Here is a 24540-nt window from a genome sequence, read left to right as displayed (position 1 = left end):
TAACACTATTGTGCATTATTGTTAACAATCGAAAATCTTTTTTCGCTATTCCATTTTTCTCCGTTGTAATCTATTTTAATGGTAGCAGTAAATGTAGTTTGTCCAACATACACACCATTCCCTGTTTCCTGCATTTTCATTGAAATATCTCCATGACTCATCCCTTGCATATCCAAATCTACGCTAACCTTCGCACCTTTTACTGGTTTACCTTCTCGATCTAAAATCTTTATTTGAATAGGAGTAGATTGATCTGGTGTAAATGATTTGGGAGTAACTAGCTTGATCTCAAAATTATTTGAACTGCAGCCTGTTATCAGAATTAACATGAGGCTAATAATTAAACTCGTACCCCAGTATGGCCTGTTCGTTTACAAAGTCTTCATTTAATATTCCCATTTCGCGAATATGTGCCCGAGATTTTTCATCACCCAAATAATATAATAAGGTATAGATCAGCAAAATTCGTAGGTCATATTCTTTATTTTGGGGCTGATGATGATATTCAAGATAAGGAATGTGGGCTCGGAAATAACTTTCCCAATCTGTTTCCTCGGTTTTATCAAACAGCCGTTCTAAGACAGCAACTTGACTTTCCGTTGCTTTAATCTTAAAATCCCATTCTGTTCCATTCATAACATCTTCTTTAATAAGAGTATTGCTTTCATCCACCCAAGCCCCCTTCCCATCTACCGATGTAGCTCCGCCAAACATTTTATAAAACTGTGTAATCGCCTTATCTTCCAATTGATTGTGTTATTCGTTAGAATCATGGGAAAACAAGAAGATAAACAAAATGCTGAAAGTGAGAATCTCATGAGAAAACGCCATCCTTTTCAAGTATCTACTAAAGGAATAGCGTTTTTGGCTTTTTAGAAACACCATTTTGATATGGCTTTGAAGGCATTGGCGGTACCCCATCTATGTATAAATATTTATTTTTTTTATATTCTATATTAAAGAAGAACTAATTCTAAAATCTAAAAGGAAGATTTGAAATATCAAAAAATGAGGGAGGAAAATTATTTGTTAAGTCCTTTCTATTATCGGATTACAACATTTTCCACTTTACCAAATCTATTGATTCTGCTGGTTTGTTTCGTTCTGCTCTATGCAATTTTAAAATTATATGGCATTCCACAACTCAAGATTTATTCCCAAGGATTTGGTTTAATTGATTCAAAACCATTCTATAGTCCTGAAAGAGCATACGAAATGCTTTCCTCATATGGGGAAAAAGGCAGGAAATTCTATATATATTTAGAGATTTTCGATTACATATTTGCAGTTATATACAGTCTTTTTTTCACCATTACCTTACTTTATATGTTTCCTTCGTACAAAATAATGATTTTTCCTTTTTTGATTATTTTTTTTGAGTATATTGAAAATACTTGCATTCTTTGGATGTTGCTGCGATTCCCAGAAAAAATGACGAGAGTTGCGCAAGTTTCTAATATTTCTACAATATTTAAAAGCTTATTAATCATAATATCATTCTTAACAATACTTGTTTCTCTTTTTATATTCTTGGTTAACAAGTTAACTAGTTAATCGAATCTGGAAAACAGCCACAAAAAAACGCTATCTTTTCCTATGCTTTCACAGAAAGAGCAGCGTTTATTTTCGTTTTGGGAAAATGATTTACTTTCTTATTTTCCCTGAGGATTCACCCTTAGATCCCCTTTTGACTTTTTTTGTGCCCTCTCCAACACCTCCAAACGTCCTAAGTGCAAAAATAGACGGTCAAATGTAAGAAGATGAATTCCGATAAATACAGACCCTATCAATGATATAAGTGCCGTTGGCAAACCATTTAACAAAAATCTTGCGACGGGATTTCGATATGAAATATATCTACTAAAATAAAAACCAAAAAGGATTATAAGAAGTAATAGTATTAGCAGTATATTCTCATTTTTTGTAGAATCATTTGTCCATTGAATGAACTTATGACTGTAATTATTGATAAGTACTGCACATATGAAGGCAACCACTAGCTTAATGACTATGCTCCATAATAAGCTCAATTTTACAACTCTAAAAATTCGTTTACTAGCTGATTCTAGATGTCTCTTATAATAATGGTCAACGATTGGTGAAGATACCCACTTTTCAATCTTGAAAAATTGATATTTTTTTTCCCTTAATGATGTATTTGTGACAAGATTGATAATATTGGTACAATTGAATTCATATTCGCTCATTTTATATCCATCCAGCATGAGAGAAAAAGCTTCTACCTCTGAAAAAGAGTCTAAATCCGTACGGACTCGTGAAAGAAGAGTTTGGACATCTTCATTGACTCCAAAAGCCTGAGAAGAAGGTTCTGTTTTACGAAGAACTGTCTTATTATGAAGTTTATGATCTTTATCAAAATAGGAAATTTCCTTTACAGGTAATCCTTTTTTTAGATGTAAAAGGGCTACATTATCTACGTGCTCCTTCAGAAGCCTTGACAACTGTTGTTCACGGATTCGATCCATAAAAATACTATTTATTCTCTTTAAAACCTTTGGTATTTGTACCTGAGGTTCCTTTTCATCATTCATCTGTCCTGAAGCATCACTTATGATAAAATGTGTACACTTTAATTTCTTATCCAATAATCCAACTATCCCTTGGTTATCATGAGTACCGCCGTCAACTAGCTGTACGCGAATCCCGTCATCGTAAAGATCGCTAATCGCAAGGGGAGCAAAAACCCCTGGTAGGCATGCCGAGGCAGCGACTGCTACACCAAGCGGAAAGTCTCCATGTTTGTATATATTTTCATATAATTCCGTTCTTTTTAATCTAAAATTTTTATCAATTGTTTCATCTGGCTCATCGATAGTTGACTCACCCATGTATTCTGCGCTGAAGCGCCAGTTATGTCCATCATTTAACACAGTTGCATTCATAAGAAGAATCGGTACTTTTGCTTTTCTTGTTTTATTTCCCACAGATGGGTGGAAAGATAGCCCCTCACCTAAGGGTCTTATTTTTAGATCCTTCATTTTGATTGGCACTATATTTTTAGGATCCAGAACATTCCGGAATAAAAATTTGTCATAAAGTTCCCCAATATAATCGCTCCGGGAGTAGTTGGCTAAACTCATTTTTAAATTTTTTAAGGGATTGAGAAAAGTGCGGAAACGCAAATTTCGTTGTACGGCCTGAAGAAAGTCAACCTCGATTTTCCCAATAATATTCTGATAGTCTTCATCTGTAATTCTCATATCTTCCTTTTCTTCGAGTAATTTTTTTACATGTAGATAGTATAGTGCACCGATGATGGAACCACCGGATACGGTGGATAGTACTTCCACATGACGAAGCAGACCTAAATCAGCCAGTCTTGCAAGAACACCTATATGAAAAAATGATGCACGGAATCCTCCACCAGAAAGAGCAAGCCCAAGCTTAGTTGATGTTTCGTCGGACAAGTTCATATCTCCTTTCTTGTTTCAAGTAAAGAGTAATATAAAACACCCTATAACGGTTATATTTCCTTTCCTTATAATAATTATACCAGTGTCAACAGGTTAGATATGGACCAAGCGATATTAAAAGTTGGACATCGGACAATGTAATAACGCCAGTAGGAATTTCCCGCTGGCGTCGTTCATTTTCCATTCACCAATATCAAACTAACGGTGGCGTTTTGGACGTTTAACCCGATTTAAAACCGAAGTTTCGAAAGCCGATTTTCCTCCATACCTATGCTCTCACAAATCGAATGTAAATTTTATAAGCAAATACAAAGCGGCATGGATAATCAGTATAGCGAGGGTTTGCTCGTTCAAATGCTTCTTGAAATTTCACAACGGCCTTCTCAATGTCCCTCAATCGCATGAAATCTTCCAAAGGACCTAAACTTCTCCTAATATAATTTGTGTCTGGAATTACTGTTAACTCTTTTAAAAGGTATTCAAGTTGTAAGAGTAAATCCCATTCACTTTTACGTACTTTTTGGGCGTAGTTTACTAATTGTTCCCAACGTCCTGATCCACCTCTGCTTTTAGCTTCCCACTGACAAAGTCCTCGTCCCGGCTTATTAGGATTATTGCCTTGCAATTTACGTGGGTCCATTTCAGACTCCTGTTGGATGTTACCCATTATGCCGGCAGTTGCTTCATCTGAAAAACCTTTTTGTTTAAAGAAGTTCCAGACTTTTTCATGGTTGATACTCCACTTTACATCGGGATGATTACAATGGCCACTAGATGGCGGATGTGGCAGCGGTGATGTTGGTCTGGATGATGTACCATTCGGCGCCTTAGGTATTTTGATCACTTGTCCAATTTGAAGATTCTTTTCTTCAATATCTGGATTTGCTTTTTTAATCGCATCCACACTTACATTGTATTTTCGTGATATATTCCACAGGCTGTCACCTTGTTCTACCTTATACTTAATCACTTGAGGAGTGGTGTTAACAGGCCCTCCTTCAGTCGGTGTGGAATATTTCTGTAACAAAGCCCATGTGTCCTTTCCAACTATTCCATCCACCTTTAAATGATGGTGTATTTGAAAATCCCTTACAGCCTGTTCTGTTTTCAAGCCAAAATCTGAATCAATGCGACCTGGTGAGAATCCTACATTTTGAAGTGCTTTTTGAATGCTAGCTACATCTGGGCCCTTTGAGCCTATTTTAAATATTGGTCGGGTGATTACAGCAGTAGCCATGTCAACACTCCTTAGAATTAGAATGAACGACAATTGTGCTTTTCGCACATAAATAATTTCTGAAGAAACGTTGAATACTATGTCATCTATTTTTTTACATTTAGGCACCGGAAACATATTTTTTTAAAATTTGATCAAAATAATGATTTGAAGGTGAAAAAAACGGATGAATTATCTTTTTATGGATCAAAAAGTTTCATTTTAAGATAGCAAAAAATGAAAAAAGCACATCCGTTTTAATTACGAAGTGCTTACTTCTTTTGAGAAATATAAAATTCTAAGATTGTCCAGTCCCCACTCTTATCTCTGCTCTCTACCTCAAAAAATGGTTCATTTATTTTTCTCTTCCTTAGGTAAAAAGTTATCCTAAAGGGCTATTAATTTATAAAAGTTGATTTGCTGGAATGTCTTTAAAGGTATGATTTGATATCGTTCCATCTTTTGTAAACGGTGCTACTATTGTAACTAATTCTTCTCCTGTAGAGGTAACAAAAACATTATGGATAAAAATACGAGTATTAGCTGGAACAGTATCACCTGTTGGAAGTCGTACATCTTTTGTGAGAGTATACTGTTCACCAATCATTTCTGCAAATTTGGGATCCCTACAGTAGTAATCTGCAGCATTTTGAAATTGATACAGATTACTAGGATATTCATTCGGATAGCTATTAGGATTTTGATTCAAATTTGAATATCCATACTGATTGTTGTAAGGATTCTGATACATATATGAATTTCTAATCGCTTTGTTGTAGTGATTTTGATATATATTTATATATCCATTCGGATAATTGTAGGAACTTATATTCATAAATACTTTTCCTCTTTTCCAATTTTAATATTACATTTACCTATATATTCATTAAAACTTGCATAGGTTTGGGCTATTAAAAATTTTAACCCCACATGCCCTTCCTACAATTCTATTGACTAGCCCTATCTACAAATCCATCACTTCAGGTGATGATATAGTAATATCAACATCCTACGAAAAGCTGACCTAATATTTTTCGTGGCAGTTAAGTTTTGTTCGCCTTCTCCCCCCTTCGAATTACCTTTTGCCAGTAGCTGAGGTTTGTTTAGTCTATTGTCCATGTTATTTTTTATGTTCAGTAATCATATACATTAAACAGTCTGGCATTTTTACAAGCGGGACTAGTATAGGAAAGCTTTGTAACCTCGGTTCATAAGTATTTCCGTAATGATGTATAGAAGGAACCCCCATCAGCTATGAAATCAATTCCGGAGAGTGCAGGAGAAGGGAGTTAAAAAATGGCAAATTGGGAATATGGCGAATTGTTCAATAATTCAGATGAATTTATCAATTGGCTCAAAAAGATAAAAATCACTTCAAAAATCACCAAAGTACATGTTCATCATACTTATCATCCGGCTCATCAAGAATTTAACGATAATAACCATCTTAAATTACAAGATGGAATGAGAGAACACCATCTTAGGGTTCGAAAATTTGCTGAAATTGCTCAACATATTACCATTTTTCCAGATGGTAAAGTGGTAACAGGACGTGACATAAATAAAGCACCAGGATCTGCAAAAGGAGGATATAACGGAAATAATAAGGAACACCCATTTATGTTTGAGATGGTTGGAAATTTCGATTATGGTCAAGACCAACTTAGAGGTCAACAGCTAAATAGTGCGATAGCGATTACTCGTTATTTTTATACCAAAGGGGCAGAAATTGTCTTTCATCGAGAGTGCTTGTTCAATGGAAAACCACCTAAATCTTGTCCGGGAACTGGAATAGAAAAAAACTGGTTTATTAATTTGGTTGCCAATTCAAGAAACTTCTAAGCATAATCTAAACTGGGAAGTTACCAAACATACAGTGCTATACTGTGTGAATGCAACTTCCTTTCGCACCACTAAGCAAATAATCGGCAAAAATGAGACGGTCTAATCGTGGCTACTGAAAAACTTACTTTTTTTCAGTAGCCTTATATCTTTAAATATCTTTTTGGACACTGCACTGTGAAGATAAATTGTATTATCTATATGTTGCTAATATGGAATAGTAAAGAGAAGATATTTTATACCAAGTTCGAAAATCTACATTTCCGTCTTGAGGTATGGAGAATATTTGTTGAAAAGTTTTAACGGCTTCTGTTGTTATGTTTATAAAATTTCCATCTTCCTTAATTTTAGGTATTTTCCTATATCTTTTAGAAATTTCGTTTAACATAACCTGGATTTTACGTACATCAGAACCTGATGATCCTTCTTTTAAAATTGTTTCTAGAGTAGGAGTAGGACGACCTCGGAAAATCACACCTGACCCAGATGTGATTCTAATTGGTCCAAAACACAGATCATAAAAATAGTTAAGAATATCTAGATAATTGTATCCTTTTTTTGCAAGTTCTTGACTTTTAAATTGTCCAAGTTTACAAGGTTTTTTTCTTGTATAATGAGCACGGTATTCCGTTAGTAACGGTTGTTTTTTCTCATGGTCTGGATGTTTAATATATTGATTAAATAGAGTATCTACTAATTCTATTATGTTTTTATAGGTTGTTTGAAAATGATTATATCTAAAATCGAATTGCTTTAGACATGTAACATCAAAACCTAAATATGCTTGGGTGAATATTTTATTTAAGGTATAAGAAGTAATACAAAGTATATTAGCTTTTAGAGCTTCTGGATGCCAAGCAGGGTGAATTTCTGCACAAGCTACTTTTGTAATATAATCTGTAAATTTAACTTTAATTTTAGCTGCAGGTTCTTGAGGTGCTCCACAGTGTACGATAATATATTCAGGTATTAACAGTCCTATAGGAGAACCATCAGGAAGGGATTGCGGATGTGGCAGTGGCTTGGGTTGTGGATCTGGAATAACTATTGGATCTATAACAGGTTTTATAGCCTCAGGCTGAGTTAACTTATGAGGTGTAATTTTGTATTCTTCTGTAGAGCGATCATTATCCGTCTGTATTGAAAGAGTCATTTGAATTTCTTGTATACCTGTAGTATTTGGGACAACTTGAACACCTTCAAGTTTCACAGAATTATACCCGATTGCTGAAACATTGACAGAATACGCAAAGTAAGGCTCTCCAGCTGGTAATACGACTGTTTGAGTTTGTCCAGATTCATTTGTTTCAAGTGTTACATTTTGATTGTGTCCTGTTATCGTTACTTTAGCTCCAATAATAGGTTTGACCTTTTCTCCCCCAAATACAAATACCATTAGTTTTCCCGTAGATTGTCTTGTATTTAAATTATGGTTATACATTCCTTATTCACTTCCCCTGATTAGATGTATATCTTAGGATTATTCATTATTTTTGAGTTGATTTTCATTGTTTGGTCTCTACAAGGGTTTTGATACATAAAATAAATTTTTTTGTCCTTTTTCAAATATAATTTTGTGCTTTTTGTCTTTCCATAAACGGAAGACGACAGGGGTGCACCATGGCTTAGAACCTGGACCCCAAATCCACCTGATGGTTTGAGCAAACTGCTCCTGGTACTCCAGATTGACTAATTCGAGTAATGTTTCTTGCATTCGTATGATATGTGTACATCTGTCCACCATTGTTAATTGTGTAAGAAACATCACCATAAATTGCCTGTGTTTCGTCCGGTTCAGGAGAAACAAAATCAAGTTTAGCATTACAAATTTTTTGACCGTTATCTAATTCTATATCAACATAAAAACCTACTAAATTTATTATTTCACCAGGGGTCACACGTTGGCGAGGTATAACGCTATTATAATAACGATTATAATGATTATTGTTGTAACAATAATGGTTATTGTAATAATATGGGTTATTGTAATACATCAGACGTTCTAACTCCTTTTAGACTTTTAAGCTAAAATATGTATTTAAAAAAATATTGTTCCATATTTAGCTAATATTTTCTGTACTTAAAAGTTGAACACAAAAAAGGGCCACCTGAGCCCATTAATCGTTTTTATATCAGCTTTTCATTTTTCAGTGGTAGAGCACCTCATGTTCATTTCCCACAAATAATTCAATTTGCTTTGACTCTTTTTCGTTTTATATTTTCTTTCTTCCTTTTGAGCTTTAAAGAAATCTTACTATTTCACTAATCTTACTATTTCACTAAATGGTAGTTTACCGCTAAGTCGAATCCCCTCCATTAGTTTGATAGCTTAGAGGAAATTTTTTAAATAGTGTTTCGACTTGTTTCATTCCGCCCCATTGTTCAAATAACTTTTCTCCCTCCTCTGTAATTTGCTGAGAAGTTTTGGGCGTACATGCGGTATCACCGCTCTGTGCAAAGATGATATATAAAATTCCGTCCTCCACCCCTCCTGTTTTAGGACTAGAGAGAATTCCTAGCTTTTCAGCAAGTGCGATAGAACCAATTCCTATAGAATTGTCCGGCTCAATATCCCCCACAATTGCGTAACTTCTTTTATTATTCATCGTATTAATGACTAAGCAAAAATCCCCAATCTTTGCACCCATCATGTGGCGTGCAGGAAGTGCTATATAAGGGATTACTTCAGCATCCAAATACCTCGTTGGGTCGGTAACGGGCTTACTGCAATCCGATAGTGCAGTCTTGGAGATATAGTATCCTGGGGCAGGATCATTGGCCCCTTGAACGATTGGTGTCCCCGAAGAATTCGTTACCAGCCCCCACCAGTATCCAGTAATTCCTGCTCTGCGCAGAAATTCATATGCCAAGTTGCTATTCTGATGATAAGCTTTAGAGGAACCCGCCGCGGTAACCTCCAGTTTACTAACAAAGAAATATGCATCTTGCCCTTTTTTTGAAACTGCTTTCCATATTTTGAGCTTTGCTTGCAAGCCATCATCGAGAAAAGAATTAAACACGACTTTATATGGAGAGATAGCAGGCGGGGATTCAGGTCTCTGGTCAACAGGATATTGTATTTTACGAGACCTTGTAGTTATGGTCAGGGTGCGTCCTGCCGGTATTGCTACACCTGCCATTTGATTTTCCTGCATGATGGCTTCTTTGGTAGTGTTAAATTTAGCGGCTATCGATTCTATTGTATCCCCAATTTGCACTACATATTTTTGAACGGCTCTGATTGAATTGTCGGTTGGCGAGGTTTGAACTGATAGGCCCTTCACTGGTGTGTTATAGTACGGGATGATATTATTTTCGTACCGAGTTTCGATTTGCAATGATTGCCCAGGAACGATTAGATCATTTTGTAAATTATTCGTTTGCATGATTGCATGCTTAGTGGTGTTGAATTGTTGTGCTATGGAACTTAATGTATCCCCCACTTTAACAGTATAGGTTACAGTGGCCCTTGAAGCTAAGGGGATAAAAAGCCGCTGACCAATATAGATTATTCCATTAGCTATCGAATTTGCCTGAACCAAATTCTGTACTGGCACGACAAATTTTTGGGAAATACGAGATATGGAATCTGTTGGTTGAACGAAATACCACATCATCCTTCCTCCTTTCAGCGCTATAACGTGATATTATAGTGTTCTTTCAGCACGAACTTGACCTGCTCCCAACCACCCCATTTTCTAAAAGCTTCATGTGCATCCCTGTTTATTTCCTCGACACTCTTAATGGTTCTAACACCGTTTGCAGAACCTGGAAAGATGATATATACCATCCCAAAAGGTTCGAACGCTTGTTTCGGGTTTGGTGCTATGTCTTTGATATTGAGCTGTTTTCCTAGATGGATGGAACCTTCACCTATTTTACCTGCAAACCTCGTACCCTCTACAAGTGCAGTAGACTCATGTGTTGGACCCCAATCTGCACAAATTGCGTATGACGCTTGTTTAGTTCTTGTATTGATGACCACTCCATAGTCTCCAAGACTTACCCAGTTTGTATTATGAGGCATAACATAGAAGGGAGTGGATTCACTTTTAAAACACTTGCCACATGGACGGACCGATTGGTCGCAAATGGAATAGCACCCTGTTAATTCTACTGCCATTTTACTCATATAGAAGTATGCCGCTCTTGAATTGTAAATAGGTATGTCTTTACGTATATCTTTCGCTTTAAATACTGCAATTTTTTGACCTTTCTTCCATTCTGGCTTACTTGGCCAATAATCAGGCAGTGGTTTTGTTTCCTCAGGACTAGGCACTTGTCGCCCATCATAGTTTTCGTTCAGTTCCTCCCATAGTGCTTCCTCACCTGTCTCCGAATTAAGGCTTTCCCTTTCAGAATGGAACGGGATGATAAGCATTTGACCTGGCATCACAGTAGGAGCTGTCATTTGATTGGCAGCCATTAGCTCCTCTGGTTTAACTTGAAATCTCTGACAGATATGATGAAAAGACTCCCCTGGTAATACTGTATAATACATCGGTCCTACACCTCCCTTTTTATGTATAATTTATTTATCTAAAAATATGAATTTTTTATAGAAAATTATGGTAAATCGTTACAAAAGGCCTATTTGTATCAATAGCCAAAGATTAAGTTTTATTTCCCACCCCTCAACAACCTATTAAATGGTTGTCAGTGTAATCAAATCAATATTCTTCCTCGCTCGGTTTAACTCTATCATTCTTCGCATTAATTCTTTATGCTTATATTTTCTAGCTGTTCAGATTGAATCACGGTACCCTTGAGTAAATAATACTCCGCTTACATTAATCTTCCTAAGAACGCTTTTTCGACCCTACTCAATACTCTTCACCTGACGTTAAATCAAGTTCAAATCCACGTGGAGTTTGTCTTCCGGTAGGGTACCGATTGGCATTTCAATCCCAATCATGGTGTACAGATAAAAATGGACACGCTACTAAACCAGTAAGAGATTATAATCATACAAATTTTAATCATTAATCCAATATCTAATATGTGAGTTAGGCATTGAAGACAATAAATGGTTATGGTGAATTATGGAAAAATGTATAAATCGTAGTTAAAGAAGCAAATTAATCGAGTGTTTAAGACTACTATCAAAAGGAGTGTATATGATGCACAGAACACCCTGTTCCCACAAAAATTGTCAATGTTTTGTTATTCCAAATTATATTCTTGAGAATTTGGCACAAAATGAAGTAGAGGAAGCACGGATCAGTTTAGCAAAAAGTAGACAAGTACGAAGACGCAGAATATTAAAAGACTATGATATTAATGGTGTTGTTGCTCTAACCGATGCAAGGCCAGGACCCCATGGAGAATCAGCTCGCCATGTTTACGATTGCAAAGGGGGAACCCAACTTCGCCTAACTGAGGTTATGAAAGAAGGAGACAGGTCGAGTAAGGACAATGTTGTGAACCATGCCTACGATTATTCTGGAGTTGTGCGTGATTATTTTAAAAATGTTTTACATCGTGATTCTATTGACAACCATGGCCTGGACCTTATCCTAAATGTCCACTATGGGCATAATTTTATGAATGCTTTTTGGGATGGAGACGAAATGGTATTTGGAGATGGAGATGGGCAAATTTTTATTAATTTTGCGAATTCTCTCGATGTGATTGGACATGAGCTTGCACATGGCGTTACTCAGTTCACATGTGGATTGGAGTATGATGGTCAATCTGGAGCTTTGAATGAACATATCTCAGATGTATTCGGTATCGCAATTAAGCAACATTATTTAAAGCAAACAGCCAGCGATGCAGATTGGCTCATCGGTGCTGACATTATGGGACCGACATTAAAAGGACAGGCGCTGCGTTCTATGAAAACCCCTGGTACTGCATTTGACAATAAATTGATGGGTAAGGATTTGCAGCCTGATCATATGAGAAATTATTATCAAGGCGATCGGGATCATCACGGCGTTCACATCAATAGTGGTATACCAAACAAGGCATTTTATCTTGTATCAATGGAAATTGGAACAGATAAAGCAGCTTTAATCTGGTATAATGCAATACGAAAGCTATTCGCAACAGCAGACTTTAATCAATTTGTGAATACCGTTATCAAAGCAGCACACAGACTTGCTGATAGAGGAGAGTGTCCTAATACTGCTGCAAAAACAGTAGAATCTGCTTTTAAAGCTGTCGGATTGCCTCAGTAACAAATTTTCGCAATAAGTGGAGGTTTAACACTAACATGTACATACAATTTATTTGTACCGGAGGGATTGCCAACCTCCACTTAACTTTTCAAACAGATACAGACAAGATGCCGAAGGAAAAAGCTAACAAAATACTAGACTTCATTAAGCAAGCTGATTTTTTCAATCTAAATACAAATAATATGGATGGTTCTATGACTAATGGAGCAGATGCTTTTTCATATCAGTTAAGGATAGAAGACGGATCAAAGAAAAAGTCCTTCTCATTTACAGATGTAACCGCTCCACAGGTAGTACGACCCTTATTAGATTATTTGCGAAATCTAGCCATTGAGGAGAAAATGGGAGAATAACAAAAATATTGTAACTTCAACAATTTGGAAACCTCTCAGGTTTATAAATGGTAACTTCTTAACTTGTAAAAGATAATTAATTCACTAATCTATCTTTCCCAAATAACAAAAACTCCTCTTACTTAAAAGTAAAAGGAGTTTTCTAATTGGGATGGTGATGCCCTCACACATTCTCGTCCACGGAAACTATTGGTTGCCCCATGTCACCAAAAACCAGAGATCCATCATTGTATTATCGGTGAAGTAGAGCTTCACCTTGCCAGCAGGCTTGTCCGGCATAGCAATTCCTCCTGGTACGCCACTTAACTTTCCAACTAACAGGTTATCCAGATTCGAATCCTTTGTTAAATTTTCCTTTGCAGTCCCGTCTACTGTGTCAAAAATATCAAGGTTGGTAACGGCTCCCGTAGTACGGGCCAGAATATCAAAATGTTTTACTTTTTTCAAGCGTCCCTGACTCCAAAACGGATAGTGTTCTTCGCGCAGGTTGAGTTCCAGTTCAAACCGTTGTTGATTGGACCCTGCATGTGGCTTCTGACTTTGAAATTTCGCCCATTCTGTGGGGAATTCGTGCCGTATCGAGAACAGCCTCACAGAACCTGGTGCCTGCGCCTCTTTGATCAAATTGTTTAGATTTTTAACCGCACCCTGACGCAAAAGACCACCGCCTTCTCGTGCGGTATAGCGCATGTGCATAATAACGTCGCTGATCGTGTTGTAGTCAAACTGCCGAAGATCCTTCGGCAGTTCCAACTGCCATTCGCTCACAACACCGAAGTTTTCGAAAGGCAAATAGCGCTCGTCACGAAGATTGGTCTCGAACATCCCACTGTCATTCTGTGCTGTGCTTGTTACGATAGCTTGCAGGCTGCCATAGTAATCACTAAAGCGATGGTCTTCGTCCTCAACATGTCGTGCATAATCGTTACCGTCACCACTTACGACTGGATCTTTTCGAATTGAGTTTCTGGTCAATGTCAAAGTACAGTTTACTGACGTGTAAGGACCTGTGACGGAAGGAATTGTGACAGATACGGTTTTGATGCGACGGAAGTAGTGGCCCGGCCCGTCCATGTCGAAAAGTTCTTCAGGCAGCGTGACCGTGCAAGTACCCGTTATTCGAAGCTGCAACAACGCCATTGGGTTTAACTGCAACAAGCTTATGTTTATTCACGCCGGTTCAACTCGTAATAGGCCATCTCCATACGCTTTAAGTCAAAATACAGCTTTTCCCCTGCCAGCAAACCTTCTTTGCCGGACATATAGCCAACCTCCAAAAAGGTCAAATTGGGCTTTCCCAGTTCGTGCTGTAATGCACGCTCAGCTTTCTTCGCCACTTCAAAAGCAAATTGGAATACCTGTGTATACATACCGCGCACTTCGCGCTTCATCCAGGCGTAAAAGGCCTGATTGGTCTTTTTACCGTTCTTTTCGTTGGTCAAAAAGTCTTCAATTTCTTGCGACTGTTGTATCTGTTTCTGATGGTTGTGCCACTCGCGCTCTGCAATGCTTTCACGGATCTGTGCAGCACGCAGCTGCTTGAAGATCTGGTTGATTTCACCTACCGCTACATTACTTTGCTGCACCCAGTCCTGCTCCCGTCGGGCGTATGTTCCGACTTTAGCAGCCCGGCCAGCTTCATAATTCATACGATCCGCAGCCGCAAGGGCGACGTTGGCCGCAAAACTGCTGACATCGGAGAGCTTCGTTCCGCCAGAGATATCGGTGGATCCTCCCAGACCCCAATAATGGAGGTCAATCTTGAAATCTGGAATCAGGGATAAACCTTGTGCAGCAAGATTTAAAACTTTTACAACATCTTGGATATCTCGTGCTGATTCCGTCAAATCCAGTTCTTTTGCCTCATAACTGTTCATTATTTTTCCGCCCGAGTCACCTAAATCCTGAGCAATGTCTATGTCAACAGGTCGACGGTTCATTTCCGGTTCGGAGCTCTTAAACTTGAACTGTTCCAAACTCTCTCCATCCAGCGCATCTAACCCCGGTATGATAATTTCACTCTCTTTTTTGCCAAGTGAACGCTCAAGATAAATATATCGCTGAACCGTATTCGTTAGAGATGTCTCCAGCCCTTCACGGTTTTTGATTGCTTCCTGCCACTGAGCATATTTCACCGTCTCGGCTAAGCCCAGAATGACCTTCTCGTGTTTGGCACGCAGTATAGCCAGTGCTTCGCTATCTTCTTTCTCTAGTGCTGAGAGAAGGTTGTTCCCTAGGGATTTAACCTCCTGGCAAATCTCTCCGGCCTTTTGTATCAGCAATTGAAAGCGTACCAATGGAAGAGGTTGATTGATGCCCGAGACAACCGCACCCACATCCAGCCCCGTTGCCGCAGCCCTTGCCAATAATGCAGGGTCAATGGGGGGCTCAAACAACGGCAGCTGTCGAAAAATGCCCTGCAAGTTAAGACTGTTGCGTATCTTAAACAGGCGGTCGGCTACTGTATCCCAATAGCTTAACAGCTTGTCATTGCGAGGAACGCAGAAGTACAGCGTAGTTCCAATACTGCTTAGTGCTGCAAATCGATCATCTGCCCCACCAGTCATGGGTAATGGCGCCAGATCAAAAGGAATTTCGCTCTCCAACTTCTCCATGGTGTTGCCGAATTCATCCCATTCGTTCCGCTTACTGGCATAGGTAAGTGGCGCAAGCGTTCCTTTCTTTGGAATGACCTGTGGCCGATTCCCCAAGATCAACGCAGCCAGCACATAGATCTGAGCCGCCTCGTTGATGGTTTCACCTGTATCCTGACGGAACAGGTCATCGCCCCAGTCGATCAAATTATCCAAATACGCCATTACAGCCTTAAACATATACGCAGTCTGGCGGTACCGCGCGACAACGTGGGGACGAAAAGGTGAATCTTTCCAGGCGTTTATCCCGTTGATCGTATCCTGCTTTAAGATTGAATCTGCTCCAGAAGACAAATTCACCAATATTTCTTGGATTTGCTTGACTTCGGTGAATTGAAAGGGCTTTACCTTCCAAAAACGCTCGGGTGTTGGACCATCACTGTCATCGGTAGGATCGAAAATAAAATGAAACCACTTCTGCGCTTCCTCGTACCGCTGATGCTTACTTAGATGTATGGCTACCGCAAGCGGGATATGAAAGAACAATTCCCAGTTATAGACCGAGTATGCTCCGCTGGAACTGAAATCAAGGTCCTCCACCGGGTAAGGCTGCTGCACCACTTCGGATGGGGAATAATGCTTCTCAGTGAAAATTTCCCTAAACAAAGTTGGGCACGGCTTGCCGCCAAGCAGGCTGACATTTGTTCCAGCCTGCACTTCCACGGTGGCTGGCTCTGTTAGCCTGCGCAGCATGTTATCTTCCCCGGTAATGATGATTGCTTCAGGTAAGTCCACCTTTGTTGTGACAGACAACGAGACAATAGCACCTATTTCGAGGTCAACCTTGCTTTTTCCCTCATCTTGAACAACGCGTGTGCCGCGCTTTGAATCATGGGCAATAACACAGCCGGGCAAAGTTCCTTCGCTGCCGTTTGCGAGTTTTATTTTGACGCCGTCAGACAGATTAACCTTCACACTGCTTGCGAGTTTAATGGTCTCAAACTCGCCGGGTTGGCCGGGCCGCGGTAAACTTAATTCTAATCCGACTGGTAAATCCACTTGATAACTGAACGGCAATGTTTCAAACGTGCCGTCGCTGTTCTGAACATAATCCGTATCGGCACCTTGTAAGCCGGTTACAGATTTCTCGATCAACCGTTTTGCCAACTCTCCCACATACGGGTGAAAATGTGGATAGAAGCGGTAACGGAGCGTGCGGGTCTGTTCTACAATATGCCGTTCGCCTGTTAGGGGTATTACCCCTTCCCTCCAAAAATCTATCCCCTTACTGGCGATTGAATCAATTAAACCGTGAAAAGCGACATTACCCGTAACAGTTGAGTGATTCATAATGTTCTTGCTCCTCTAATTGTCATATTTCCGCCAACACTCCTGATCACGCGCGCATTATTTCCAGGATGATCCATTCGTCCTGTACGACCCACTAGGGTATCGCCAAATTGTAGGGCAACACCAGGCTGAGTTAGTGCATCTACATTCACTTTAATGGAATGAAGTGCCACTGGGTCGATCGGATCTGGCTTTGAAATGTTTCCATTCAAAGCCTCCTGCAGATATTTAGACGCAATAAGCGGACTGATATTAGGTGGACGCATGACATAGTCAACCCACCTGGATTTCTGCGATGGCGGGGTGATAGCGTATCCCTCCCACGTATCTATCGTCTTCTCCGTCAATGACGGCTCCACAAAGAATGTGTACATGTCGTCCGCATAAAATATAGGGCTGATCAATGGCGCAAATTCCTCGCTTAGCAATCTCATTTTGTTACTGGTCGGTAATAAGGTATAGTTTCCGACATTTGACAATATGTTTTGTGGATCAGGCGGATTCTCTTTCCTGTCTCCATCTATCGTTACAATTCGCTTAACAAAAGTTACCGATAATGTGCCGTTCCCTTCGTAAAGATTATAAGTTTCATTACTATGAGAATATGGAAAGGCTTGATCGTTCATGTTTCCTTTCCCAAACTGAGGGCGGCTATTCTTGCTAACTACACGAAAGTAGGCTGGGACACCCATCAAGTTTATCAGGACTGCATCTGTCGTTGAGTCTTCCTCCTTTGACACCCTTACAGATATTTCCCCCGGGTTAAATGGCCCTGAAAGATCAATTACATTTCCAATCCCGCTGGATTCCCGTGGAGTCCATGAACCTTGAAAGTATTCAGACCAGTTCAGTTGTATATCTAGTTTGCGCTGGGCCACCCCTTTCGAGATCTGTCCCGCCTCACATACCAATGTGTCAAAGCGAATATCACCCAAATTACCAGTTTGACCTGTTGTAGGTCCATTAGGATTTTCATCTACTTTTTCCATAAATGTCAGCCAAAATAAATGCAGTCTCTCACGCCATATAACGGTAACAATATGATCACTATCTATCTCAGCAGTTACCGGCTCCCACGGTGTCCACATCTGATACGCGTAACGTCGATAGAAGTACTGGTGCGGCTTCGAATAGGTTCGTCCAATTACATGTATGGTTGGTGGACCGAACGGATTCTCCTCAGCGTACATTGTTACCATTTCAAGCCGTGCCAATTGGTCTAGCTTCTTCAGATATACATACAAAGCATCCTCAGCAAGCTGGTTCGTCACATCACCCTGCAACAGGCTGCTTTCCAACTCTTGATACAAATGTGTCTTGTCATCGCGCCACTCCGGCTCGAGCCAGTTTTCGGGAAAAAGAAAAATCTTGCGGTTCGCCTCCCATACTCGATAACGCTTCATCCAGCCCCAGTGCTTTGCGTTCAACACCGATGGATGTACTTGCTCTTCAAGATTCAGGAAGCACCTTTGAATGAAAGTCTGTAAAGACGATATAGCCAGTCTTAAGCGCGATGTTTGTACAACCGGTTCTGTGCCAGGGTCAATTAAGAAGTATTCAAACAGTTTCTCTATACTGTCCAATTTTTCATTGATGTGGATGATGTGGGCAACGAGCGCATCCCGTTTGCGCTGACGTAAAGGATCGAAGATTGATTTAGCTATGCGCTGCCACACCTCCGGCTCATACCTAGACTTGATGGAATTACGGACCTCCTTGGACACATCTGGATTGGGCTGAGGGGTAAGCCACTTCTTGAGCGATGCCATCGACACACCGAATTTCTCCACGATCTTGAGTGCTTGCCACAGGCGTTCCATATTTGCTTCGACTGCAACTTGTTCGGGTACTGTCATCTTCAATTCAGCTGCCACATCTTCCACAACATCAGACTTTCTCCTTGTCAACTTTGCGATCTGTTCGTACAATGTCTTCACATCTGCAAGATTTTTTTGCCGTGCATGTTCAAATATGGAAATGAGACCATCTCCCCCACCCGCCATGTCACGTTTTAGTAAGGAGTAGTGCAGCAGACGCATAAATCCATTAAAAAGAGCGACAGCATCTTCGGGTTTGTTCCCGGGCTCTTTTGTGGGTAATAACCGCCAGTTCACGTTACCAAAATCCGATGGGTGCGATAGAATATGGCGAACCTCCCGTTCATTAAAGCCCAGGCCTTGTGCAATCTGTAACGATTTGGCTAACATCTTGAATGCTCGGGTTGCGCCCTCCACCTCTGCCTTTGGTATAGCGATAAACTGGCTGAGGTTATCTTTGGGTGTGATCTCCCCTTTGACTAATAATTCAAAGGGACTGTCCTGCAATTTGCCAGCCTCCAAGGTGAAGGTATAGAGCACACCCGATTTTAGGTCAATACTACCACTCAGTTCGTCATCATCCTTCATAGCGCTGCCGCTCAAAATCGGTTCAACCACAGAGTCGAGGTGGAGATAAACTTCTGCGTCCTTTTTGCCAAGCTTTGCATAAAAGCGGTATGCCCCGTTCTCCGGAACTTCAATAAACCCCCTCCATGCCGCCTGCCTGCATTTATCTGATGCTGTGATTTCAACTTTTTCTACCGTCTTCTTGATGGTCTGTGCATGTGGATCTGTAGGTGTAAGTTCCATACTGATCCCACCTTGTTCCAGGCCTTGAAACTGTGCCACGAGCGGTTGAGAATCTGCATCCGTTATAGCAAGAAAGTCCTTGTTGGTAAGCAATGCTTCGATCAATGCTGCATCGCTGCCCGTTTGTATCGTCAGCTCCTGCATGATGGTTTGGCGTGCAATCTTCGCCTTGATCAATGGCACGATCTTTTTCAGCAGAATCATACGCTTCTCAACCTGAATCGTCGTTACTGCCGTGCCAAAAAATTCATCAAAAGTTAGTATCCCAGCTAACTGCTTGTCAAACAACGCCTTATATTGGGCCGTTGATTGTGTCTCTATTTGATCAAGTAAATCCGAGAATATTTTTCGTGCATTAATCGCATCCGGATCGCTTGATGATGGTATTTGATTCAGCAGAGCCGTTTTTGCAGAAGCGGTCAACACGCCCAAATGTGTTACCTTTTGCTGCTGACGTATCTCGTCGTATGTGACACTGAACCCATTAACCTCATAAACTTTCGGATCCAGACGATTTTGCGGCAACACAGATTCTTTGGTCTTTGTGAAAGGAACTTTATCCAATAACATCTCAACCACATCCGGCGCGAATACAAGCGTCATTTTCTGCCGCAATGTGTCGTCACTAACGCTGTCAGCTTTGTCTGGCACGGCATACTCATTGGCAATTGTTCTCAACTGTGTTGCCAATGTCCTAATCCATGCCAGATTGAACCCGCTGTCTTCTCGATATTTGCCGAGAGGATCGAAGTGATCCCGAAATAGATAGTCCAGGTCATCTACGGAAAAACTACTCACTTTTACCTGTTGTGCGCAGCGCACAAATTCAAGCGTCTGTGTAAGTGGGTAATCATCTTCGATTCCGTTTAGCGGATCCGGGCTCAGAGGATGAAACGGATTCAGCCCGCTCAACACTTTGAGTGTGATCAATTCGCCAATGGACAAATTCAAAATTTTTGACAACAGAGCATAACGATAGAGCATGGAGACATTGTTCAATGAAAGTATTGCATTGTTGATAGCGTGTTCTTCACCTGCAATTCCGTCCTGCAAAATTTGGGCAATTTCGGTTGCTGTCAAGTTCAACGCAGCCTGCAGCGCTGGAAGATGATCCTTTATAAACACATTTGGTTTGCTTAAGTAATCTCCCAACATATCATCAAAAGTGGGATCTGCCTTCAGGATGTTACGGGTTAAGAACAACTGCTCATACAACGAGTTTTTTCCATGAGTTGGCAGAGTAGCCCACAACGTCAGAAGTTTTAACCGGCTGCCAATACCGGTTAGTTCAGTGAGTTCTTTTAGATGTGCAAGATAGATCAAAGCAGTCTTCATCGCATTACCCAGTGTCGCTTCACTCATGTCCAGTTTTGAAGGAATGAAGGTTTGAAGGGCATGGTCTGTCTCCTCTATGCTCCAACCTAAACGTTTCCACAACCGTACAAATAGGTTCAGTTTTATAAAGGTTAACGCATCCGTGGTGTTGCCGTCTGCAAACGTTACTAAAATGTTGTCAAAATTGCATGTGTCATCGGATCCTCTAAGCGTTACTATTTTCTCAAATTTATGTTCGTCCCAAGTAATATTCAACCATTGCTTTGCATCATGCCCAAATTTCTCTGAGAGCTGCGTGAGGCGGTACTCGAATTCGGCCTCTTCCTCTGACGAAAAAGTTGTGTAGCCATCGTGTTTTTTATAGCGGAAAACATCGGTTACTTCTATCCCCAACTTATGTAACGTCACCAATGAACTCAGATTCGGATTTACAAATAACGTCTGTATCAGAGCAGTTAGCTCTTTGTAGGTCACTCCCAAACGTTTAGAAAGTGTTTTAGCAGACTTTAACGCAGCCAATGTAGTGTCTGCGGTTCCACTTGGATTGTCGTAGCCATAGAGTACTGGCCAAGTTGAAAACGCAGAATCTGTATAAATTTCATATTCTTTGGAAGAGAGACCGAGATATTCTGCAAAAATCTGCGCACGGTAATAGGTCTCCGGGTTCGACTCAGGCGCAAATAAACTTTCACTCGGACGAAAGCTGTCCAGCACCATCCACAATGGAGTCTCAAAATACTCGCAGAAGCTGCGGACACTTTCCAGCCACAAATTAAACGGTAATGTGAGCGGGTATCGAGCATTTTCCAATTTGTCGTACGCTTCAGGGACTATGTTCTGCGGTTCAGACAATAACTCGGCTGATTCGGCATCGCCTGTATCACGAACAGCGTTGGCATCCAGATGATTATTGGCAACATAATATTCAAGAATTTCATTTACAAGATCAATATAAGGCATTGCCTTGTTCGTGTTTTCACACGTTAATGGCAGATAGGGAAGATCCGGCCGGCGTTGAATCAGAGCATTATACGGTTTTAAATAGTTGTAATCTGGACCTGTGTATTCTCTGTTATTATGCTTTTCCTTCCAATCCTTCATTGTTTGGTCCCAATCTTTAGACGGAAGATCAAGGAATCGCAGTAAATCCACTAGATACGCGGCAGGGCTCAGTACCGAGCGGCAATGCTCACATTCACAGAAATCCAAGGAACCAAAGAGTGAGTTCATTGTCGGATAGTCTTTGAGCAGCGATTTCAAATCTTCTTTTGCCTGATTATGGCGGTCATGCTTACCGGAAATAGCCATCACCGGCGGCGTGCTGTCGAGCTGCTTCGCCATAGTGAAGATGTTAAAGGTAACAGAAGTTATCTGTACACTCTTATCCCATACCGCCCCCGTTATTTTGCGTGAACCAAACTTCTCCCAGTATCGTGCCACAAACTCATTCTTTGGGATGGCGGTAACTTCCCTGGCAGAGGTAAACCCTAGCTCAAGCAGTGTCTTCATCGACTCATCGTTGGGGGTCATCTGGTAGGTTCGCGTTAATAGCTTCACACCTTCTTTGGCGAGTTTCTTATTATCATCATTAAAGCCGTTAAACACTATTTCACCATGCTTTTTGAAAAATTGTTCCACTGGCGTGCGCCCGAGATGAAATCCTATATTGACAGCGTTTTTCAAAAAGGTATGCACCGGCGCTTTCATCTGGTCATGTTGTTCACCCAGTTTCAAATCATTCTTCCCCAGCATGCGGTTAACGACGTGGGTCGGAAAACTTTTACGCACCTTTTGTGCCAGATCGTCGGCATAAGCAGCGAGTCGGTCATTTAAATCCTTCTGGATATAAGTTGATGGAATCAAACTGGCCAATTTATCCTCATTTACGACGCCATGGTCATCGCTTGCCAGTCCTTTTAGCCGGTTCACCCATGTCTCTTGCTGATAGAAATCTTTTTCAACCAACTCAGCCAGATTGTCTTGCGACACTATATCCTGCTGCAGTGATTCTGTGAGCGGTGCATTGTTTAACGTCAAAAATGACAACTTCCCCTGCAACTGTAATTTTGCAATCTGCTTCTGAGGGATGCCCTTTTCTTTTGCGCCATTCCATAATTCTGCCTCGTCACCATCATGCGATAACAGCAGCTTTTCAAAAACATCTCGATGGGTTGGATCGTCAATCGGTGCTCTTTCCAGCATTTCACTTAGGCTTGATAAGGCTCCTGGTACAATCATTTTTCGCCGTGTCTCTTCGGAAAACGTAGCGAAAGCAGACTCGGCTGCCTTCATCTTTTGATCATCAAGCGCAATTATTCCAGCATCCTTCGCACGTGTTAGTCCCAATGCGAATGCTTCCGTGGTTACTTGTGCCAATGCTTCGGAATCAGTGGGTAGCCCTGCACGGAAAGCACCATATAAAGCTTCCAGCCCAATGCCTGTCTTTGTATTCACTTTTGCAGCAATTGCAGCAGTAGCAATTAGGCGTGCATCCCAGCCTGTAGGTTTATACAGGAGAGATAGATCCTGTCGGTCATTGTCCTCTTTGGCCTTTGCAAGATTGCTCAGATCATTGCCCACAATTGGCTTCAAATCCCCTGCCATCAGTGTAAATTCGTTAGCTTTCGATTGCACCGTGGACGGCGCATCGAGGTTGATCACTTCGCTGCGGTCAGCGTTCAGTTTAGGATTAGAGAGCCGAATTTGTTTATTATTTTGGTCAAACGTATATACTTCAATGTTAGCTGTCCCAATATTTTGGTCATACTGTAGCGCATAGAAACCAAGGTCGTTTGTCTGGGTATCGCCCAACACGACCGCTTCCTCGCCAAAGCCTTTGTTAACAATACGCACGTTGATCTTTGCAGCGGGCAAGCCGTTATCGAGAAAGATTCGGCCCTCGACCCGTCTTGGATTTTCCACATTACCAACCGCTTTGTCAAGGGCGTTACGCGTTTCGTTATCAAATATACCGGTTAGAGAAAGGCCATTTTTCGCTTGCAATTGAAGTAAAGCATCACGAGTCCCAACGCCGAAGATGGCTTCAGTCGTTTCGATTGCAGGCAATACAACACCTAATCTCATCAATTGCGTCTGCAAATCTTTCACCGCCGCACCGCGAGCGTTGAGTGAGAGTGGAAGAGACGGTAGTTTTCCAAGCGTACCGATCTTCTCGTCAATACTCGCCAGATGATCGGTACCAAGGCGGATGGTGCTCAGCGTTTGACCCTGTGTATTCAAAATCTCGGCTAGCTTAGCCCAACCTCCGTCATCCAGTAGCCCCAACTCGCTCAAAATTGCATTGATTGCATTCGCAGTCGTTTCATCCACCATTCCTCGAGTCTCAACAGTCAGCTGATGCTCTTCCTGAAAAATGCTCACTACTTTCGCAGTGACATCCTTGTAGATTTGATCCGCGAGTTCGCGTTTGAGTATGGTAGACAGCTCCCGCCGGGCTCCCTCGTCGTTGCTGAGGATCATGGCCCGGTCAAGCAACAAGAGGAGCACAGTTTGCAAATCACCCACACTTGGGCCTTGTGTTCCCGGTTTTAGGGGAAATATGATCTTGTTCATGGTAAGCCTCCTTGGATACCCTCAACGGAATTTA

General features: G+C 40.9%; 15 protein-coding genes. 3 read left to right on the top strand and 12 right to left on the bottom strand.

Going from position 1 to position 24540, the window contains the following annotated elements; translation table 11 throughout:
- Positions 1-5 precede the first annotated feature (5 nt).
- From CCK98_RS16630 to CCK98_RS16605, 5 genes are all read right to left on the bottom strand, one after another.
- Positions 6-329, bottom strand: a complete 324-nt coding sequence (locus tag CCK98_RS16630) for a FixH family protein (protein ID WP_088087583.1) — start codon at positions 327-329, stop codon at positions 6-8.
- A 4-nt stretch (positions 330-333) separates the two neighbouring features.
- A complete protein-coding gene (locus CCK98_RS16625; RefSeq protein ID WP_256942379.1) occupies positions 334-672 on the bottom strand; it encodes a hydrolase in 339 nt (112 codons plus the stop codon).
- 980 nt (positions 673-1652) lie between these two features.
- Positions 1653-3428, bottom strand: coding sequence for a patatin-like phospholipase family protein (locus CCK98_RS16615; RefSeq protein ID WP_179195834.1), 1776 nt, complete (start codon positions 3426-3428; stop codon positions 1653-1655).
- Positions 3429-3702: 274 nt separating this feature from the next.
- The gene (locus CCK98_RS16610) at positions 3703-4671 is read right to left on the bottom strand and encodes a phage tail tip lysozyme (RefSeq protein WP_179195833.1); all 969 of its coding nucleotides are present in this window, start codon (positions 4669-4671) and stop codon (positions 3703-3705) included.
- 382 nt (positions 4672-5053) lie between these two features.
- Complete coding sequence (locus CCK98_RS16605; protein WP_256942378.1) at positions 5054-5401, bottom strand: NADH:ubiquinone oxidoreductase; 348 nt, start codon at positions 5399-5401, stop codon at positions 5054-5056.
- A gap of 545 nt (positions 5402-5946) precedes the next feature.
- On the opposite strand from CCK98_RS16605, the gene CCK98_RS16600 reads away from it, so the two are divergent.
- Positions 5947-6492 (top strand): N-acetylmuramoyl-L-alanine amidase, encoded by a 546-nt coding sequence (locus tag CCK98_RS16600; protein WP_088087578.1) that lies wholly within the window; start codon positions 5947-5949, stop codon positions 6490-6492.
- A gap of 193 nt (positions 6493-6685) precedes the next feature.
- Here the strand turns inward: CCK98_RS16600 and CCK98_RS16595 are convergent, their stop codons facing one another.
- The 4 genes from CCK98_RS16595 to CCK98_RS16580 all read right to left on the bottom strand — a co-directional run bounded on the left by CCK98_RS16595 (position 6686) and on the right by CCK98_RS16580 (position 10993).
- Entirely contained in the window at positions 6686-7933 is a 1248-nt protein-coding gene (locus CCK98_RS16595; RefSeq protein ID WP_088087577.1) for a peptidoglycan-binding protein, read from the bottom strand.
- Positions 7934-8117: 184 nt separating this feature from the next.
- Positions 8118-8486, bottom strand: a complete 369-nt coding sequence (locus CCK98_RS16590) for a hypothetical protein (RefSeq protein ID WP_088087576.1) — start codon at positions 8484-8486, stop codon at positions 8118-8120.
- Between the two features lie 303 nt (positions 8487-8789).
- The gene (locus CCK98_RS16585) at positions 8790-10109 is read right to left on the bottom strand and encodes a LysM peptidoglycan-binding domain-containing protein (RefSeq protein WP_256942377.1); all 1320 of its coding nucleotides are present in this window, start codon (positions 10107-10109) and stop codon (positions 8790-8792) included.
- A gap of 17 nt (positions 10110-10126) precedes the next feature.
- Positions 10127-10993: a LysM peptidoglycan-binding domain-containing protein gene (locus CCK98_RS16580; RefSeq protein ID WP_088087574.1), complete on the bottom strand. Its 867-nt coding sequence runs from the start codon at positions 10991-10993 to the stop codon at positions 10127-10129.
- Between the two features lie 619 nt (positions 10994-11612).
- Between CCK98_RS16580 and CCK98_RS16575 the strand changes: the two genes are divergently transcribed.
- Both CCK98_RS16575 and CCK98_RS16570 read left to right on the top strand, forming a co-directional pair.
- Positions 11613-12674, top strand: a complete 1062-nt coding sequence (locus CCK98_RS16575) for a M4 family metallopeptidase (RefSeq protein WP_088087573.1) — start codon at positions 11613-11615, stop codon at positions 12672-12674.
- Positions 12675-12709: 35 nt separating this feature from the next.
- Entirely contained in the window at positions 12710-13027 is a 318-nt protein-coding gene (locus tag CCK98_RS16570; protein WP_088087572.1) for a protealysin inhibitor emfourin, read from the top strand.
- Positions 13028-13213: 186 nt separating this feature from the next.
- Here the strand turns inward: CCK98_RS16570 and CCK98_RS16565 are convergent, their stop codons facing one another.
- The 3 genes from CCK98_RS16565 to CCK98_RS16555 are packed head-to-tail and all read right to left on the bottom strand — an operon-like array spanning position 13214 to position 24506.
- A complete protein-coding gene (locus tag CCK98_RS16565) occupies positions 13214-14182 on the bottom strand; it encodes a hypothetical protein (RefSeq protein ID WP_256942563.1) in 969 nt (322 codons plus the stop codon).
- An 11-nt stretch (positions 14183-14193) separates the two neighbouring features.
- Positions 14194-16971 (bottom strand): hypothetical protein, encoded by a 2778-nt coding sequence (locus CCK98_RS16560; RefSeq protein WP_088087570.1) that lies wholly within the window; start codon positions 16969-16971, stop codon positions 14194-14196.
- On the bottom strand, positions 16968-24506 hold the full coding sequence (locus CCK98_RS16555) for a neuraminidase-like domain-containing protein (RefSeq protein WP_088087569.1): 7539 nt from the start codon (positions 24504-24506) through the stop codon (positions 16968-16970). The genes CCK98_RS16560 and CCK98_RS16555 overlap by 4 nt, the downstream gene beginning before the upstream one ends.
- Positions 24507-24540: the final 34 nt, after the last annotated feature.

Source organism: Bacillus sp. OV166, from assembly GCF_900177675.1.
In the GTDB taxonomy this organism is placed as follows: domain Bacteria; phylum Bacillota; class Bacilli; order Bacillales; family Cytobacillaceae; genus Neobacillus.
The sequence above is the reverse complement of the archived record's forward strand: the minus strand, read 5'-3'. Positions and strand labels throughout refer to the sequence as shown.